Origin of the sequence: Macrococcus capreoli (assembly GCF_025628935.1) — a bacterium.
Taxonomy (GTDB): Bacteria; Bacillota; Bacilli; order Staphylococcales; family Staphylococcaceae; genus Macrococcoides; species Macrococcoides capreoli.
The window spans coordinates 142,366-160,604 of sequence record NZ_JAOTIS010000003.1; the positions used below are offsets into that span (position 1 = coordinate 142,366).

At 33.5% G+C, this 18,239-nt stretch carries 23 protein-coding genes; 5 read left to right on the forward strand and 18 right to left on the reverse strand.

Features of this window, described 5'->3' with window-relative positions; genetic code table 11:
- The first annotated feature begins 14 nt into the window (after positions 1-14).
- Positions 15-263 (forward strand): DUF2626 domain-containing protein, encoded by a 249-nt coding sequence (locus OCL94_RS03620; protein ID WP_262994664.1) that lies wholly within the window; start codon positions 15-17, stop codon positions 261-263.
- A gap of 61 nt (positions 264-324) precedes the next feature.
- Here OCL94_RS03620 and OCL94_RS03625 read toward each other — a convergent pair whose 3' ends face one another.
- A complete protein-coding gene (locus OCL94_RS03625) occupies positions 325-954 on the reverse strand; it encodes an MBL fold metallo-hydrolase (RefSeq protein WP_262994666.1) in 630 nt (209 codons plus the stop codon).
- Between the two features lie 90 nt (positions 955-1,044).
- Here OCL94_RS03625 and OCL94_RS03630 point away from each other — a divergent pair, with 90 nt between their 5' ends.
- A complete protein-coding gene (locus OCL94_RS03630) occupies positions 1,045-1,284 on the forward strand; it encodes a DUF2759 domain-containing protein (RefSeq protein ID WP_262994668.1) in 240 nt (79 codons plus the stop codon).
- A 27-nt stretch (positions 1,285-1,311) separates the two neighbouring features.
- Here the strand turns inward: OCL94_RS03630 and OCL94_RS03635 are convergent, their stop codons facing one another.
- The 13 genes from OCL94_RS03635 to OCL94_RS03695 all read right to left on the reverse strand — a co-directional run bounded on the left by OCL94_RS03635 (position 1,312) and on the right by OCL94_RS03695 (position 12,549).
- The gene (locus OCL94_RS03635) at positions 1,312-1,623 is read right to left on the reverse strand and encodes an MTH1187 family thiamine-binding protein (RefSeq protein ID WP_262994670.1); all 312 of its coding nucleotides are present in this window, start codon (positions 1,621-1,623) and stop codon (positions 1,312-1,314) included.
- Positions 1,623-2,594, reverse strand: a complete 972-nt coding sequence (locus tag OCL94_RS03640; RefSeq protein WP_262994672.1) for an ROK family glucokinase — start codon at positions 2,592-2,594, stop codon at positions 1,623-1,625. The genes OCL94_RS03635 and OCL94_RS03640 overlap by 1 nt, the downstream gene beginning before the upstream one ends.
- On the reverse strand, positions 2,591-2,782 hold the full coding sequence (locus OCL94_RS03645) for a YqgQ family protein (protein WP_262994674.1): 192 nt from the start codon (positions 2,780-2,782) through the stop codon (positions 2,591-2,593). The genes OCL94_RS03640 and OCL94_RS03645 overlap by 4 nt, the downstream gene beginning before the upstream one ends.
- A 4-nt stretch (positions 2,783-2,786) precedes the next feature.
- Positions 2,787-4,211, reverse strand: a complete 1,425-nt coding sequence (locus OCL94_RS03650; RefSeq protein WP_262994676.1) for a rhomboid family protein — start codon at positions 4,209-4,211, stop codon at positions 2,787-2,789.
- Positions 4,208-4,774 carry a 5-formyltetrahydrofolate cyclo-ligase gene (locus OCL94_RS03655; protein ID WP_262994678.1) on the reverse strand — a complete coding sequence of 189 codons (567 nt, stop codon included), beginning with the start codon at positions 4,772-4,774 and terminating at the stop codon, positions 4,208-4,210. Before OCL94_RS03655 ends, OCL94_RS03650 begins: the two co-directional genes overlap by 4 nt.
- Before the next feature lie 88 nt (positions 4,775-4,862).
- Positions 4,863-5,012 carry a 50S ribosomal protein L33 gene (rpmG, locus tag OCL94_RS03660; RefSeq protein ID WP_096076353.1) on the reverse strand — a complete coding sequence of 50 codons (150 nt, stop codon included), beginning with the start codon at positions 5,010-5,012 and terminating at the stop codon, positions 4,863-4,865.
- Between the two features lie 76 nt (positions 5,013-5,088).
- Entirely contained in the window at positions 5,089-5,730 is a 642-nt protein-coding gene (phoU, locus tag OCL94_RS03665) for a phosphate signaling complex protein PhoU (protein WP_262994680.1), read from the reverse strand.
- 4 nt (positions 5,731-5,734) lie between these two features.
- A complete protein-coding gene (pstB, locus tag OCL94_RS03670) occupies positions 5,735-6,622 on the reverse strand; it encodes a phosphate ABC transporter ATP-binding protein PstB (RefSeq protein ID WP_262994682.1) in 888 nt (295 codons plus the stop codon).
- A gap of 24 nt (positions 6,623-6,646) precedes the next feature.
- On the reverse strand, positions 6,647-7,540 hold the full coding sequence (pstA, locus tag OCL94_RS03675) for a phosphate ABC transporter permease PstA (protein WP_262994684.1): 894 nt from the start codon (positions 7,538-7,540) through the stop codon (positions 6,647-6,649).
- Position 7,541: 1 nt separating this feature from the next.
- Entirely contained in the window at positions 7,542-8,474 is a 933-nt protein-coding gene (gene pstC, locus OCL94_RS03680) for a phosphate ABC transporter permease subunit PstC (RefSeq protein WP_262994686.1), read from the reverse strand.
- Between the two features lie 87 nt (positions 8,475-8,561).
- Positions 8,562-9,536, reverse strand: a complete 975-nt coding sequence (locus OCL94_RS03685) for a PstS family phosphate ABC transporter substrate-binding protein (protein ID WP_262994689.1) — start codon at positions 9,534-9,536, stop codon at positions 8,562-8,564.
- 162 nt (positions 9,537-9,698) lie between these two features.
- Positions 9,699-11,819, reverse strand: coding sequence for a peptidoglycan D,D-transpeptidase FtsI family protein (locus OCL94_RS03690; protein ID WP_262994691.1), 2,121 nt, complete (start codon positions 11,817-11,819; stop codon positions 9,699-9,701).
- A gap of 130 nt (positions 11,820-11,949) precedes the next feature.
- Positions 11,950-12,549 (reverse strand): superoxide dismutase, encoded by a 600-nt coding sequence (locus OCL94_RS03695; protein WP_262994693.1) that lies wholly within the window; start codon positions 12,547-12,549, stop codon positions 11,950-11,952.
- 170 nt (positions 12,550-12,719) lie between these two features.
- Between OCL94_RS03695 and OCL94_RS03700 the strand changes: the two genes are divergently transcribed.
- The 3 genes from OCL94_RS03700 to OCL94_RS03710 all read left to right on the forward strand — a co-directional run bounded on the left by OCL94_RS03700 (position 12,720) and on the right by OCL94_RS03710 (position 15,239).
- A complete protein-coding gene (locus tag OCL94_RS03700) occupies positions 12,720-13,472 on the forward strand; it encodes a DUF1189 domain-containing protein (protein WP_262994695.1) in 753 nt (250 codons plus the stop codon).
- Positions 13,473-13,540: 68 nt separating this feature from the next.
- Entirely contained in the window at positions 13,541-14,665 is a 1,125-nt protein-coding gene (gene ispG / locus OCL94_RS03705; RefSeq protein ID WP_411268470.1) for a flavodoxin-dependent (E)-4-hydroxy-3-methylbut-2-enyl-diphosphate synthase, read from the forward strand.
- Entirely contained in the window at positions 14,658-15,239 is a 582-nt protein-coding gene (locus OCL94_RS03710) for a 5' nucleotidase, NT5C type (protein WP_262994697.1), read from the forward strand. Before ispG ends, OCL94_RS03710 begins: the two co-directional genes overlap by 8 nt.
- A gap of 13 nt (positions 15,240-15,252) precedes the next feature.
- Here the strand turns inward: OCL94_RS03710 and OCL94_RS03715 are convergent, their stop codons facing one another.
- The 4 genes from OCL94_RS03715 to OCL94_RS03730 all read right to left on the reverse strand — a co-directional run bounded on the left by OCL94_RS03715 (position 15,253) and on the right by OCL94_RS03730 (position 18,235).
- Entirely contained in the window at positions 15,253-15,666 is a 414-nt protein-coding gene (locus OCL94_RS03715; RefSeq protein ID WP_262994699.1) for a Fur family transcriptional regulator, read from the reverse strand.
- On the reverse strand, positions 15,656-16,507 hold the full coding sequence (locus tag OCL94_RS03720) for a metal ABC transporter permease (protein ID WP_262994701.1): 852 nt from the start codon (positions 16,505-16,507) through the stop codon (positions 15,656-15,658). The genes OCL94_RS03715 and OCL94_RS03720 overlap by 11 nt, the downstream gene beginning before the upstream one ends.
- On the reverse strand, positions 16,504-17,271 hold the full coding sequence (locus tag OCL94_RS03725) for a metal ABC transporter ATP-binding protein (protein WP_262994703.1): 768 nt from the start codon (positions 17,269-17,271) through the stop codon (positions 16,504-16,506). Before OCL94_RS03725 ends, OCL94_RS03720 begins: the two co-directional genes overlap by 4 nt.
- 67 nt (positions 17,272-17,338) lie before the next feature.
- Positions 17,339-18,235 carry a deoxyribonuclease IV gene (locus OCL94_RS03730; RefSeq protein WP_262994706.1) on the reverse strand — a complete coding sequence of 299 codons (897 nt, stop codon included), beginning with the start codon at positions 18,233-18,235 and terminating at the stop codon, positions 17,339-17,341.
- Between the last annotated feature and the right edge of the window lie 4 nt (positions 18,236-18,239).

Sequence of the window (18,239 nt, forward strand, 5' to 3'; positions counted from 1 at the left end):
GGGGGAATAACCATATGGATAAAGTTTTTAAAACTTTAGGATTCTGGACAGCGATTTTCGCAGTGATGTTCTATGTTGGCGGTATGTCAATGATGTCATTCATTTTCGTTGCTCAAACTGGATTTTTTGTATTATTAGGTTACTTAAAATTATCTGAAAGAATGTATATGTATATTTTTGCTGCGTACTTAGTTGTATGTTTCGTTGGATTTACATACTATTCAACTTTCTTATTAGAACCAAGTTTTGGTGGACACGAATAAAACCTTCCGTTATGGAAGGTTTTTTATTATATATATGAATCGTATATCGTATTGATACATATTAATAACCATTTAAAAATGGATTATGATCGCTTTCAAATTGAATTGTAGTATTCGGACCGTGCCCTGGACAGATGACAAACTGTGCATCAAGTACCATGAGTTGCTGATCGATACTATTTAACAGTTGCTGTGTATTCCCCTCATACAAATCTGTTCGCCCAATACTTTCTTTGAAGAGTGTATCACCTACAATTGCAAAATCATCAAATATAAATGATAAACTACCCGGTGAATGTCCAGGCGTATGTCGTACATCAAATGTAAATGAGCTGATTGTTTGTATTCCTTTATTAATTACTTTTGGTGAAGTTTTGGCGATTACCGGCTCCAATCCGTATTGCTTAAATTTTTCAGAACCATTTTTAATTGTATCCGTCAGCCAGTATCTTTCTTCTTGAGATACAAAAACCGGCACGTTATAATGCGCACATATTGTATCAACAGCTCCAATATGATCAAAATGGGTATGTGTTAATACAACCGCAACAACTTTTTTATTTAATGGTAAGATGGCATTGATAATCTTTTCGGGTTCATCTCCGGGATCAAAGATTAATATTTCTTCAGCGTTATGGACAATATAACAGTTCGTTTGAATTTGTCCTAATGGTAATTTAATTTTCTCCACATTAATTTCCTCCTAAAATATACTCGACAAAGTTATTTATTAATTATACAATATTAATGATAATAAAAGTAATTTCATGGGGGTTATGTTATGCCGTTTATAAACACAGGCGAATTATTTGAAATTTTTGGTATAAAAATTCATATTGGTGTCAATATCTTTGCACTATTAATGTTAGCAGTATTTTTCCTTTCTATCAAAGCATTACTGAATGCATTCAAAACTAAAAATGTATTAGGAATTATCTTCGGATTATTAGCAACGTTATCATTTGGTTTCTTTTCACTTGCTACTATCTTTACTTACGGATATCCGATATTACACCACTAAAAAACCAGGACTTCAAGTCCTGGTTTTTTATTTTAAATGTTTGTTAACCGCATCAATTTTGTCTTTCATTTTACGCTGTTTATCGCGTCGATCATCAATTCTAATATTCGTACATACTCGCTCAACACCTTGATTAAATGGCGATTCATGAATTGCTTCTAAAGCCATTAAACATTCATGCAGATCACCTTCTATTAAAGTACTCATAGGCGTTAATTGATAATCAATTTTTCCTTCTTGTTTCAACGCTTCTAATATGATTTGTATCTCTGCTATATATTTACTCACACTAATAGATTGCCCATCTAAAGGGATGACGACGACATCGATTATTGCCATTATGATTGCTCCTTTAATACATATTGTTTTATTAATCCTGCAGCTCCAATAATACCTGCATCATTTCCTAATGTTGCTGTAACGATATTTGTGCCTTGTGCGGCTGGCGTAAATGTAATATCGCGATAATACGATTCAATATGTCGAATAAGAAAGTCACCGGCTTTTGAAACGCCCCCGCCTATGATAATATATTTCGGGTTCGTAACGACACTGAACACGCTTAATGCATATGCTAAATTACGTGCGACTTTTTTAATCACATACGTCGCAAATTCATCTCCTGCTTTTGCTGCATCGAATACCATTTTTGCCTGTAAACTTTTATTATTTAACGCTGCTTCAATTGACGTTTGGAACTGGAGTTCCTCGTAATAATGATAAGCTAAGTTTACTACACCAGTGGCACTCGCTACCGTTTCCAGGCATCCTTTTTTACCACAGTTACATTGGAAACGCTCTTTAAAATCAACTTTAAAGTGACCGAGTTCACCACCTGATCCATTATGACCATGGACTAATTCATTATTACTGATGATTCCGCCACCGACGCCGGTGCCAAGCGTTACGCATATCACATCACGTTCATTCTGACCTGCACCTTTAAATTTCTCACCTAGTGTTGCAACATTCGCATCGTTATCTACATATACCGGTAAACCACTCATTTGTTCAAATTGGGCCTTAATATTTATTTTACCGTGCCAGTTCAAATTTATTGCACCATTCACAACACCAGTTTCAAAATCAACAGGACCGGGCACGCCAAGTCCGACACCGACCGCCTCATTCATATTATAATTTTTATGTTTTGCATTGATGACGAAAGAATCATAAACATTTTTTAAAATACTTTCCCCATTATTGTCGGTCTTCGTTGGGATTTCCCATTTATGCAATATTTCAAGTGATGTATTCATGACACCTAATTTACAAGTAGTACCACCAATATCTGCTGCTAAAATGATCATAATTTCCCCATCTTTCTCTGGTTTAATATCAACCGTGCCTGAATAAATTGTTCGTTTGTAATGATATGTGCTTCATGTAAAGATTTAAGTTCTTGATTCATCATCTCGAGCGTATCGTGCTCATCTTTGAAGTAAATAATAATTCCATATTGTTTTAATAACTGTTGCACATCATAAAATGATTGCATATCATCACCTGAATTCTTTTATTTCTTTTTGTAATGTCTCATATTCCTGCTTTTTATTATGCTCTATTGCTTTTTTTAAATATTTATCAGCTGATTCGTAATCATCTAATGCTCGCATCGCTAATGCCATTTGATAATTTAATTTATCACTGTTAGGAAAAGCTTTTAATCCTTTTTTCCATAAAGTGATACCATTAGATAAACTTTCTTCTTTTGATTTTAATAAACCTAAATAGACATATGTTTCATCATTTTCATAACCTTTTTTAACTGTTTCATTCAATATATCCTGAGCATATTGATCACGTCCATCTTCTATCGCTTTCAATGCATATTCATTATAAATATGATGCTCTTCTTCAGAAAATATATTAAATAATAACAGCACATTTAAAATAATAAATGCACATAACAACCATTTCGCGAAACGATTTTTCTGTTGAAATAAATACATTAATATCGCTATACATAACCCACCAAATAAACCACCAAAATGGGCATAGTTGTTAACATTTGCAAACAAGGCACTCATCGCCAGATAAATGATGCTGAAAACAATGACTTGCAAAATAAATTTCTTTTCAAATTTGCCACTAAACATTAAATATGCAAATAACGCACCTAACAATGCACAAATTGCTCCACTCGCACCTACTGAGATAGATTGCGTATCAAAAGTCAAAGACACGAGGTTGCCTACAATACCGCCACCTATATATATCAATACGTATTGCCATTTTGAGAATAAAAATTCAACAAGCTTGCCTAATATAAACAATGACATCATATTAAATAGTAAATGCTGAAAATCAAAATGCATAAAAATCGAGCTGATTAACCGGTAATAATCACCGTGTACGAAATTAAAATGGGTTAAGCCGCCTTTTTCCACAATCGTATCAACTTTATGCGTTATTTGCCATACACTCATAAAAATAAAACTCATAATATTAAGTAGTATCAATATATATGTAATCGGTGCGAATTTTATCATAGCAGTATCTATTTGATTTTGATTAATAATTCTCTTTTGATACCATGCGATAGATTGTGGTTTTGTTTTATTTGTAATGGCTTTAAATGGCGTATATAACGCTTGACTTAAAGTTTTCGCATCTGTACATGACGTTATTTTAATATTCATCGGCATTTCGTTCAATTGCACTTCCTGACCGATTAATATCAATTCATAATGATTTATTGGATTGCCTAAAGTCGTTTCAATTTCATCATGATGATCCATTATTTTTTGAACCATAAACAATGTAGATTGGGCTGTTTGCTTGCTTAAAATAATGCGTTTTAATGTTTGCTGTTCACGACTATATAACCAAATATCATCGCGTGATTCTGAAATTGTAAAAAAATTATAACTTGTGTACTTTATATATTCATAAATAATTTTCCATACTCTTTTTTCTACTATCATGGCTTCGCCTCTACTTCAATGATTCTATTTTCTGTTATGATTGTTTCCACCGGGATATCGTGTTGTTCTATAATAACGTCATCCATTTGTATTTCAAATACTAAACTGATTGTACTGCCCGCATATTGACTTAAAAATTTATCGTAATAACCGCCACCGTATCCAATTCGATAGCCATCTTGATTAAAGACGACACCAGGTACAATTAATAAGTCAGGATGTGCACCTTTACGCTTTGTATGCGCCATAATATCAATGCCAAATGAATCTTGTATTATATCATTAGGGTCTGTATATTGTACGAAGTACATTTGCTTTTCTTTATAGTCACAGAAAGGTACGTACACTGCTTTACCCATAAGTTGTGCATAACGAATTACAAACCGTGTATCAAGCTCATGTGCCATGCTTAATGTTATTCCAATAGATTGGGCCTGTTCAAATTTGGGATGTACAATCAATTGTTTTATTAATTTATTTTCTTTAAGATATTTATCTTCTTGATGATTTAGTTTCTTTAGCATTGCATTTCTTAGTTTTTTCTTTTCATCAGCGCTAGTCATAACATCACCTCATATATACATTATACAATAGTCAAAAGAGAAATAAACGCAATAAAAAACAGACATGAAAATCATGTCTGCTCAAAAATTATTTAGTTTCTCTGTGTAAAGTCTTTTTATTGTCTCTTGCACAGTATTTTGACATTTCAATACGTTCTGGGTTATTACGTTTATTTTTTTTAGTAATGTAGTTTCTTTCTCCACATTCAGTACAAGCTAAAGTAACATTAACGCGCATAGTTGTTCCCTCCTCACGTTTCTAAATATCCATACGACTTTTCTATAATAACATGTGTCGCATGATTTATCTAGTATTAATTTGTGATTTGGTTAAATCTTTCACCGGTAATCGTGAAATAAAGGCTTTCAGCGATATTCGTGATGTGATCACCAATTCTTTCAAGGTAACGCCCTGCTAAGTGCGCTTGACCTGAAATATATGGATCATTATCAATTAAGTAAGTCGTATTGATAATTTCTTTATATAAATCATCAATATCCTGATCTCTTTCAATAATCTCTTTAACCAAATTAACGTCTTTGTTTTGATAAGCTACTTCTAAATCTGCCAACATTAACATGCTTAATTTACCCATTGTTTTTAAGCGCGTTAATATATACGTATCTTCGAATTGGACACGTTTACGAATTTTTGCAATGTTAGAAGCATTGTCGCCGATTCGCTCTAATTCAGAAGCAATTTTTGTACTTGACAAAATCAATCTTAAATCAGTTGCGATCGGTTGTTGTTTTGTAATCAATGAGATAATTTGCTCATTGATATTGTGTTCCATTTCATTAATTACTTCATCATGCTTTATAATTTCACGTGCATGATTCACTTCACTATCACTTAGTACATTCACGCTACGTTCAATGACTTTATAAACTTCCTGAGCTAGCTCTTGGACTGATACTGTTAAATGATTTAAACTTTCTTCGTATATTTCGCGCATAATATCAACCAAACCTTCCTGAGATATATCTTTCTGTTTGTTCATCTGCTGGATTAGAGAAGATTTTATCTGTCGTATCGTATTCATTAACATATCCATTTAAGAAGAACGCTGTTTTATCAGAAATACGAGCAGCTTGTTGCATGTTATGTGTTACGATAATAATTGAATATTGATCTTTAATTTCTTGTACCAATTCTTCAACTTTTAACGTTGAGATTGGGTCTAATGCAGATGTTGGCTCATCCATTAAGATAACATCTGGTTCAATCGCTAAACAACGCGCTATACAAATACGTTGTTGTTGTCCACCTGATAATCCGTAAGCATTTTTATCAAGTCTATCTTTTGTTTCATCCCAGATTGCAGCACCACGTAATGATTTTTCTACGATTTCATCTAAGATTTTTTTATCTGTAATACCGTGAATACGTGGACCATATGTGATGTTATCATAAATTGATTTTGGGAATGGATTTGGCTTTTGGAATACCATACCAACACGCGTTCTTAAATGCTCTACTTTATAACTCTTATCAAAGATATTTTCTCCACGGTAAAGAATTTCACCAGAAGTTCTAACGCTTGGTACTAATTCAATCATACGGTTTAAAGTTTTAATGTATGTTGATTTACCACAGCCTGATGGCCCGATAATTGCTGTAACTTCATTTTCTAATATATCAAGATTGATATTTTGTAATGCATGATGATCACCGTACCATAAATCTAAATTCTTCGTTTGATAAACGATATTACGATTTGTTGGGTTTGGCGTTTCACCCGTAACGATGTTGCGTTCTTTTTTATCCTGCTCATTCACTGTTGCAGTAGTTACGATAACTTTTTCATTTTTTGTAACATTATCTGTCACATTAACTTTGTTATTCATTGTTAGACCCCTCTCAAATTATGACTAGAATTTTTTCTGATATTTATTTCGAATGTAAATGGCAATTGAGTTCATTGCAATTAAGATGATTAATAACACGATAATCGCTGCAGAAGATACAAATTGGAACTCTGCTTTTGGCAATTTTGCCCAAGTAAAAATTTGCATCGGAAGTGCCTGGAATCTATCCATAATACTATCTGGTGTTTTCATGAAGATCGTTGGAATACCGATTACAACTAATGGTGCCGTTTCACCAATCGCACGAGATAACGCTAAAATTGTACCTGTTAAAATCCCTGGAATAGATGCTGGCAATACGACGTTAGTGATGGTCTGCCATTTCGTTCCCCCTAATCCTAATGATGCTTCACGAATAGCACCAGGTACCGCTCTAATCGCTTCCTGACTTGATACGATAATAACCGGTAAGATCATTAGTGACATTGTTAATGCCGCTGCTAATACAGACTTCCCTAATGAAAGTGATTCAATACCCGCCCCACGGACGAATAATGTTAATCCTAATAAACCGAAAACAACTGAAGGTACTGAAGCTAAGTTCGCAATGTTTACTTTAATAAAACGCGTAAACATATTATCCTTCGCATATTCTTCCATATAAATTGCTGTTGCAACACCTAATGTTACTGCAATCGGTGCAATCGTCATCATTAACCATAACGTACCGATTAAGGCACCTTTAATACCAGCTTTTTGTGGTGTTGTAGAAGAGAAATTAGTAAAGAATTGTGGTGTTAAATACCCTGCACCTTTACGAATAATATCAAATAAAAGAATTGCAAGTACAACCAATCCGATCATTGTACATAAGAAAAATAAAAATTTAACGATGCTATTTTTAGTAAGTCTGCCAGAGAGATTCTTTTTAACCGTTTCCTGATTAATTAATTCCATCTTAATACTCCTCTCTGAATTTTCTAGTAATCCATTGTGAAATGAAGTTCATGATTAATGTGAACACAAATAACGTAAATCCAACTGCATAAATACTATAATAAATATCTGATCCAAATGTTGCATCACCTGTAGCAACTTGTACGATAAATGCAGTCATTGTCTGTAATGAATTCGTAAAGTCAAGTGAGAATTCAGGTGAACTACCTGCTGCAAGTGACACGATCATCGTTTCACCGATCGCACGAGATACTGCTAATACGATTGAAGCTAATATTCCAGACAACGCTGCAGGAAATACTACTTTTATTGCAGTTTCTAGCTTTGTTGAACCTAATCCTAAAGCGCCTTCACGAATGGCTTGAGGCACAGCACTCATCGCATCTTCAGATAGTGATGCAATCATCGGTACAATCATAATTCCGATAACTAAGCCTGGACTAATGGCATTGAAGCTACCTAAATCCGTCCAGAATGAACGTAATAACGGTGTAACGAACGTTAATGCAAAGAAACCATAAACAATTGTTGGAATACCGGCTAATATTTCTAAAATTGGTTTAATAATTCTTCGTGCTCTATCACTAGCATATTCACTTAAATATAGTGCAGCACCAAGTCCAACAGGTACAGCAAAAATCGTTGCAATAATTGTAACTTTTAATGTTCCTAATATTAAAGCGATAATACCAAATTTAGGGTCTTGCCCATATGCATTCCATTCTTTTTCCATAATAAACTCACTAATAGGAATACGCGTAAAGAATGTAATAGTTTCTGTTAACAACGTAATCAATATACCAATTGTAGTCAAAATAGAAATTGAAGCAATAACAGCTAAAATCGTTGGAATCATTTTTTCAATGATGTTTTTTGAAGATCCTTTGCTCTTGTTCTGAGCAATCAAATCTTGTACAGAAAGTTTATTTTCCATAGTTTAGACTCCTTCATTTTAAAAGGGACGAAAGATTTCGTCCCTTTTGAAATATTTCATATTTAAGTATAATTATTAAGTTAATAATTATTTAACTTCTTCTAATTTCTTTAAGTCTTCTTCGTATAATTTATCTTCTAATGGTACATAACCAGCTTCTTTAGAAGCATCTTTTGCTTTTTCTAAAGTAAATTTCATGAATGCTTTGAACGCTTCATTTTTCTTTAATGAATCATTTTTAGCATAGATGAATAAAGGACGACTTAATGGGTAAGAACCATCTTTAACTGTAGCTTCAGTTGCTTCTACACCTTCACCTTTACCTTCTTTTTGGATCTTAACAGCTTTTAATTTATCTTTGTTTTCTTGGTAGAAGTTATAACCGAAGAAACCGATACCTGCTTTGTTATCTTCAACAGATTTAACGATTACGTTAGTGTCAGCGTTTTTCTCTGCTTTAATTTCACCTTTGTCTAAAACTGCTTCACTAAAGAAGTCATAAGTACCGTGAGATTGGTCAGGAGAGAAAGCTTTGATTTCATCTGCTGGGAAGTCAGCACGAACGTCTTTCCAAGTTTTCGCTTTACCAGAGTAGATTTTAGCTAACTCTTCGAATGTTAAGTAATCAACGAAATCATTATCTTTATTAACTGCAACAGTTAAACCGTCAGTTGCAATTTTGAATTCAGTGTAATCAATTTTAGCATCTTGTAATTTTTTCTTTTCTTCATCTTTAATTTCACGAGAAGCGTTAGAGAAGTCAGTTTCACCTTTGATGAATTTCTCGAATCCGCCACCTGTACCTGATGTACCAATAGCAACTGTTACATCTGGGTTTTCAGTGTTAAATTGTTCGTTAATTTTTTCAACGATAGGAGCTACAGTTGTAGAACCATCACCACTTACTTTACCTGAAACTTTTTTACCAGATGTTTCTGTTTTAGCGCCTTTATCTTCAGATGATGCGTTGTCATCTTTCTTTTCAGCTGCTCCACCACATGCTCCTAAAAGTAATGCAGTACCTAAAACAGTTGTTGAACCTACTAATTGCCACTTTTTCATTGTAAAAGTCCTCCTAATTGAATAGACGAATAATTTGTATTTAGTTATTACACTACTTACTATAGTGTACTATTGTTAATTTAAGATGAATGTATTGTAAATTTTGTGTAAAGAAAAAAGACGATATCCTATAAACATCGTCTTTTACTCAAGAAATCTATTTTATTCTACTTGGTCAGCATTTGTTGTTTTTGTTTTATTTGTTTCATTTGCTTTTAAATCCGTCTTACTATTTCCTTTACCCGTTTGACTACTAAAATAATCATTGATGATATCTCTTCCGAGATCTCCACCTGGTAACCACGGTGGTGGTACAGGTTGATTCGTATAAATAATGGCAAAGCTCAATTGTGGATTGTCAATTGGTGCATAACCGATGTATGTTGAGTTTACCCTCGGCTTACCATCTTGGAACACTTCAGCTGTACCCGTTTTACCAGCACTTTTCACAACTGTGTTTTTAAAGCTTTCATAACCTGTCCCAGGTACATTATTAAATGCCATTTCAAATCCTTTTTTGACTTCATCAATTTCATCTTGCGAATTGTTGATACGGTTTAGCACTTTCCCTTTTATACTTTCTTTAACAGGCCCAATTTTATCCGTTTTAGATGCTGCTCGAATTTCTTTCACTAAATGTGGTTGAATACGATAACCATTGTTCGCAATAGTCGAAATATATTGGGATAATTGGAGTGGAGTATACGTATCATATTGACCAATAGCTAAATCCAGAAAATTACCTGGATTATTTTTTAGAACACCCGTTTGACCCGTTACTTCATTCGGAAGATCAATTCCTGTCTTAACCCCTAAGCCAAACTGGTTTAAACCTTTACGTAGTTTTAGTCCAGGTTCAGTAATATCAGCAGGTAATGCCATATTCGGTGTGTAATTTAACCCAGCCATTTTTAAAGCCGTTTTAAACATATAAACGTTAGAAGAATGCATTAATGCTTCTTTATCATCAATATCAACTTTGCCTGAAGCGTTGAAATATGATCTTTTCTCTACGCCGCCTTTAAATACTAATGGCTGGTCAATCATATGTTCACCGACTTTAATTGCATTATTACTATATCCCGTTAATAACGTCGCACCTTTTACAGAAGAACCTACAGCATATTGTGACGTAAATGTACCATAATGATAATCTGAAATTTTCCCGTTACTATCAATTTGTCGTCCGGCAAGTGCCAAAATATCACCATTATGAGGATCTTGTATAACGACAAGTACTTTATCCATTGTTCTTGCATTCATTGAACGTAATATTTGAATATGTTTATCAACAAGCTTTTCCACTTTTTGCTGAAGGTCAATATCAATTGTTAAGATTAAATCGTTACCACGAGACCCTTCTGATATCATTTCAGAATCTATAATTTTGCCTGATTTGTCTGTTAAATAACGCATTTTTTTCTTTTTACCACGTAATACATTTTCATATTGAAATTCAAGGTAACTTTGACCTACACGATCATTACGTGAATAACCTTTAGCAAGGTAATAGTCCACTAATTCTTTTGGCAGTCCTTCTTCTTTTGAAGATACATTCCCTAACATTGTACGGAGTGTCTTGCCATACACATATTTTCTATCCCAGTCCATCGTTGTATTAACACCTGGTAAATCATTTAAATTTTGAGAGACCAGAGCATATTCTTTTTCTGACACATCTTTATTTCGAATAATTTGCGGACTTAATTGGCTACCACTACTCATTTCCCTGAATATTGCAGCAATTTCTAATTCATCTTTTGAAAGTTCTTCTAACTTCTTCTCAGTTAGTTTGTCATATACTGCTTCATTGTATTTATCCTGTGAAATTTCTCCCGCTTCAAATAATTGCAACTCTTTTTTCATTAATTTATCAACTTCATCTTTATGCGTCATAATGAAGTAGTCTTGCTTATCTCTTAATGTAAGTGCATCTGTAGGCATAGACATTAATTTATGCAATTTTTTAGCAGTCGCTAACATTTCACTCCGACTCGTCATACGGTCACGCGTATAAGTGATGGCTTTTTTAGATGTGTTATCAACTAATAATTTACCATTTCGATCATATATTCTACCACGAGGTACCGATTCATTGACTTCTATATTCTCATTATTATCGACTGCCTTTTTATAGGACTCACCTTTGACTATTTGTAAATATCCAAGTCTTAAGACGAGAATGATTAATAATGAAACTATCGCCATAAAAATAACGCCAATTCTGCGATTGGTTTGTCTTTTTTGTTTTAATTCATTTGATTCTTGTTTAACACGTTTCAAAAGTTATCCCCCATCACTATCATTTATCTTTTAATAATATATGAATTAGCGTTGGTTTTCTATATATTTGATAAAAAACAAAAAAAGAAGAGACATTTCATCTCTGAAATGCCTCACAATATCAATTATATTATTTTGCAGCTAAATATAATTCGTTAACTTTTTCCCAGTTTACTACGTTCCAGAAAGCAGAAATGTAATCAGGGCGTCTGTTTTGGTAATTTAAGTAGTAAGCATGTTCCCAAACATCTAAACCAAGGATAGGTGTTTTACCTTCCATTAAAGGGTTCTCCTGATTTGGTGTTGAAACAACTTCTAATTCACCATTGTTAACAACTAACCAAGCCCAGCCTGAACCGAAACGTGTCGTTGCAGCTTTAGCGAATTCTTCTTTAAACGCATCTAATGAACCGAATTTAGCATTAATTGCGTCAACAACTTCACCTGTTGCTTCTTTTCCTGGCGCTAATAATGTCCAGAATAATGAATGGTTGTAATGACCGCCACCATTATTTACAACAGCTGTTTTCTTATCAGCAGGAACTTCATTGATTTTTTTCATTAAATCTTCAATTGAAAGCTCAGCAAATTCAGTGCCTTCAACTGCAGCGTTTAAATTTGTAACATATGTGTTATGGTGTTTCGTATGATGGATTTCCATCGTTTCTTTATCAATGTGTGGTTCTAATGCATCATATGCATATGGTAATTGTGGTAATTCAAATGCCATAATCAATCATCCTCCTAAATTTAAGTACAACAATATCATAGCAAAAGTATTAAAGCGTTAACAACTACTTTGCTTATATATCATTTCACTTTTTTTTGTTAAAATAATTTATAATTTAATATTGCCAAAACAAGATATAAAAATGAATATCTCACTAAGGAGGATCATCATTGTATATTAAACATTTAAAGCGTATTTTCACACCTAAACAATATCCTTTATTTCGAATTGTAAAATTAAGATATATTTTTCTTCATATATTATTAATATCGACATTATTTGCACTATCACCAAGTATCCAATATTATCAAGCCATTCAAGTTGGAAAGCAGCTCATTGAAACGAAGCAACACGAAATTCCTGATTTCACAATCCAAAATAATCAATTATTACTTGAAGAAGAAAAAAAGATTACGATACCGCCGTATACGATTATATTTACAAATCACCAACAAAAGCCGCAAAATCATATTATGACATTTCAAAAAGATGGAATACAAGTTGATACTGCAACGTTTCTACCCTATGCAAATTTACCAGTATTTCATGATAAGGTATCATTAATCAATTTTTTAAAAACGTACACAACATCAAGTTACTTCTATTTATCTTTAATCATAAGCATATTAATAAGTATTCAGTTTGTCGCAACAACGATTAAGATTATACTTGTGAGTTGTGTTGCACATATCATGTCGCGTGTTATGAAAAAGAAATCACGCTTTATGAATTGGTTAAAAATCATTACCTTTTTATTAACGATACCTTCGATTTTTTTAATTGTAGGCTTGTTTGTACAGTATGTGAGCTCAATGGCTATACTTATGTCGTGGTTGTCGCTTACAATATTAGTCGTATTCACAATACGCTATTTACCAGTGCAATATAAAAATGAAATCTTCAAACAAAACAATACAATTTGATCCCATATTTCTATATAATAAATATGTTATAATATTTATCACATTTAAAATTTAAAGGAGTTTTATCAATGCCTGAAATTACGCATAGAAGAAATACCCGCCCTGTAAAAGTTGGAGATTTAACAATTGGCGGTAGTGATGAACTAATTATACAAAGTATGACAACGACAAAAACACATGATGTTGAAGCAACAGTTGCTGAAATTAAGCGTTTAGAAGAAGCAGGTTGTCAAATCGTGCGTGTGGCTTGTCCAAAAGAAGAAGATGCACTTGCAATTGCAGAAATAAAAAAACAAATTAATATTCCATTAGTTGTAGATATTCATTTTGATTATAAATTAGCTTTACTTGCCATTGAAGGTGGCGCAGACAAAATTCGTATCAACCCTGGTAACATTGGACGACGCGAAAAAGTTGAAGAAGTCGTTAAAGCATGTAAAGCAAAAGGCATTCCAATTCGTATCGGTGTGAATGCCGGCTCATTAGAAAAACATATTATTAAAAAATATGGCTACCCTACTGCAGATGGTATGGTAGAGAGTGCTTTACATCATATTAAAATATTAGAGGAATTAGATTTCCATGATATCATCGTCTCTATGAAAGCAAGCGATGTATCACTTGCAATTGAAGCTTACACAAAAGCTGCACAAGCATTTGATTATCCATTACATTTAGGGATTACAGAAAGTGGCACATTATTTGCTGGAACAGTTAAATCTGCGGCAGGTCTTGGTGCAATTATGAGTTTAGGTATTGGTAATACATTACGTATTTCTTTATCAGCCGATCCTGTCGAAGAAGTGAAAGTTGCACGTGAACTATTAAAATCATTTGGATTAGCAAGTAATGCTGCAACGTTGATTTCATGTCCGACATGTGGCCGTATAGAAATTGATCTCATTTCAATTGCGAACGAAGTTGAAGAGTATATTTCTACAATTAAAGCACCATTAAAAGTTGCAGTACTTGGTTGCGCAGTAAATGGTCCGGGAGAAGCGCGTGAAGCTGATATTGGTATTGCTGGCGCGCGAGGTGAAGGATTATTATTTATGAAAGGTAAAACAGTTAGAAAAGTACCTGAAGCAACAATGGTTGAAGAATTGAAAATTGAAATTGATAAATTAGCCGAAGAATATTTCAGAAAGCAAGCAGCAGAAAAATCAGCGAATGCGCAGACAATCAATGACTAATAAATTTAGAATGGGTATTGATATTGATGGTACCGTCACATGTCCGACAGCATTAGTACCCTATTTACAAAAATCGTTTAATAAAAACTTTAAATACGAAGATATAACTGAATATGATTTATCAAATGTTTTAAATATACCCGAAGCTGAAATTTATCAATGGTTTAAAACACATGAACACGATATGTACAAATTTTCACCGGTACATCAAGGCGCAGATCATGTGCTCAATCAATGGGCAAAGCATTATCAATTGATCTTTATTAGCGCGAGACATACCTATTTAAATGATTTAACAATTGAGTGGTTTAAAACGCATCAAGTCCCTTATCACCAAATTGAACTAACCGGTTCACATGATAAGATTGAAACAGCAAAACGACTTAAAGTCGATGCGTTTTTTGAAGATAAATTAGACAATGCAATCGAAATTCATGAGGCATTACAAATCCCTGTTTATCTTTTTGATACACCGTACAATCAATGTGTATTACCAAAAGGTGTTACACGTGTGTATAGCTGGGAAGAAGTCGATCGACTAGTAAAACAGCAATTCCCACACAAAAAGGACTGAGACAAACACTGTCTCAGTCCTTTTTGCATGTTTCACATAATCCATAGAGTTCTATTTTATGACTATGAATTTCTACATCATTTAATTCCTGCTTAAATGTATCAATCGGGCAAAATTCTACGACACGAGTTTCCCCACAGCTTTCGCAAATAAAATGATGATGGTGATGCGTACTGCATGACAATCGAAATTTCTTTTCCCCGTCCAGTTCTGTTACTTCTATAATATCAAGTGCGTTAAATAAATTTAAATTACGGTAAATCGTATCAAATGAAATACCAGGATATTGATCATTTAATTGTTCTTGCATTTGTTTTGCGTTTAAATACTTTTTCGAATCATGTAACATTTTGATCATGTCACGACGTTTATCTGTATATTTATGTCCATTATCTTTTAATACTTTAATCGCTTCATCAATATTCATCTGTCACTCCCCCTTTTTCTTTTATATTACTCATCATAAGTGCCCCTAATAATATTAAGACGAGCAACATGACGATGACACCCCCCGGAGAAATGTCTAAATAGAAAGCAGTAATTAAACCAATAATCACTGACAATTCACCGATTATGACACTCCAGTACATTAATTGTTTATAACCTTTTGCAAATCGCATACTGCTTGCAACAGGTAATGTAATCAAACTACTCACAAGGAGAATCCCGACAACACGCATTGAAGCTGATATGACTAATGCTACCATTAACATAAATAAAATATGAACGTAGCGTGGAACACCAATAATTGCAGCATATTCTTCATCGAATGACAATATAAATAACTCTTTATATAATACGAAAATAAAAATGATGACTAATAAAAATATCGCTAAAACGATAAATACATCATTTAATGTTACAGCACTGATACTTCCAAATAAATAACCAAATAAATCTTGATTAAAACCATCAGCAAACGATATAAAAATTACACTTAAACCGATTCCGAAACTCATAATAATCGGAATCGCTAATTCCTGATAATGTTTATAAAGTGAACGTAATTTCTCTATTAATAAAGAACCGACAACTGAGAATAATATCCCCGTCCATATCGGATTGATCGCAAACGCGAGTACTTTTGTCAGTAACATACCAAATGCGATACCACCTAAAGTGACATGACTTAATGCATCAGCTATTAAAGATAATCTGCGTACGACAATAAAAGTTCCTATTAATGGGGCAAGTATTCCAATTAACATCCCACTAATAAATGAATAACGAATAAAATCAAACTGTAATAATGCATCTATTAAACTCATACACAACACCCGCGATTATGATTATGGTCAATAAACTGGACAGGATGTCCGTAAATCTTCGAAATTTCAACTTCATCTAATGACTTGAATTGGTGTGAAGTGCCATGGAAATGCAAATGTTGATTCAAACAGGCAACTTGAGTTGCAGTATCTACAACGACACCAATATCATGTGTTACGAGTAAAATCGTAATCCCTTCAGCTTTTAACTGAGTTAATAATTCATAAAATTGTGCGACATGCTTCGCATCAATACCAACTGTCGGTTCATCTAAAACGAGTACTGATGGATTCGAAATTAGAGCACGTGCGATGAACACGCGCTGTTGTTGTCCACCTGATAACTGCGCAATGTTTTTATCCTTTAGATGGGCAATATTTAATCGGTTTAACATCGCTTCAACTTTTTCATTATCATGTTTATTAAACTTTTTGAATATCGGCTTCACTTGAATTAAACCACTCCTGACAACTTCAAATACTGTTGCTGGAAACCCACCACTACTCGCGTTCGCTTTTTGTGAAACGTACCCGATACCCGTTAATTTCTTATATTGCTTCATATCTTTTCCGTTCATTAATATACTACCTGTTTGAACTTTTAATATACCTAATATTAATTTCAGCAATGTAGATTTACCTGAACCATTTGGACCAACAATTGCTAAAAAGTCTCCAGGATAAATACTAATATTAATGTCAGTCAAGGCTACTTTATCAGGATAACGGTGGGATACATGTCTTATTTCAAATATAGGATCCATAGCGCTTCATTCCTTTTTAGATAAAAAACAAGCATTAATCTATGATTAATCCCTGTTTTTCAAATTTTTATTGATTAATAATCTTATTTAAAAGATCAGCATCAAATTGATTATTTTTAATCATTTCAATTTCAAATTTATAAGGCGGTTTTTTATTTTTCTTATCATCACCGACTTGAACATATGGTGTTTCTAATATTTTCGGTACTGCTTTAAACACATCGTGATACACAACTTTTGATAATGCATCAAATCCGATATTACCGAATCCAAAGTTTTCATGACGGTCTTTACGTGCACCTAATACATTTTTAGAATCATTAACGTGTACTACTTTAATTCGATCCAGACCTACTATCTTATCGAATTCTTCTAATACACCATCTAAGTTGTTAACAATATCATACCCTGCATCATGGACGTGACAAGTATCGAAACAAACAGATAAACGTTCATTGTTTGTAACACCAGAAATAATTTCAGCTAGTTCTTCGAATGATTTCCCACACTCAGAACCTTTTCCTGTCATTGTTTCAAGCGCAATACGCACATTATTATCATTGGTTAATACTTCATTTAAACCTTCAATTATCTTTTGAATACCCGCTTCTTCTCCAGCACCGACATGCGCACCTGGATGTAATACGATATCTTGTGCACCAATCGCTTCTGTACGTTCAATTTCTTTTTGCAGAAACTCCACACCGAGTTCAAAAACTTCAGGTTTGACAGTGTTGGCAATATTAATAATATAAGGTGCGTGAACAACGATGTTCGACAAATTGTTGTCCTTCATAAAAGCAAGTCCCGCTTCAATATTTAAATCTTCAATAGGTTTACGGCGCGTATTTTGTGGTGCACCTGTATAAATCATAAAAGTTGAAGCTTGATAGCTTGCCGCTTCTTCTGCAGCTGCTAATAGCATTTTCTTACCGCTCATAGATACGTGTGAACCTATTAACATAATG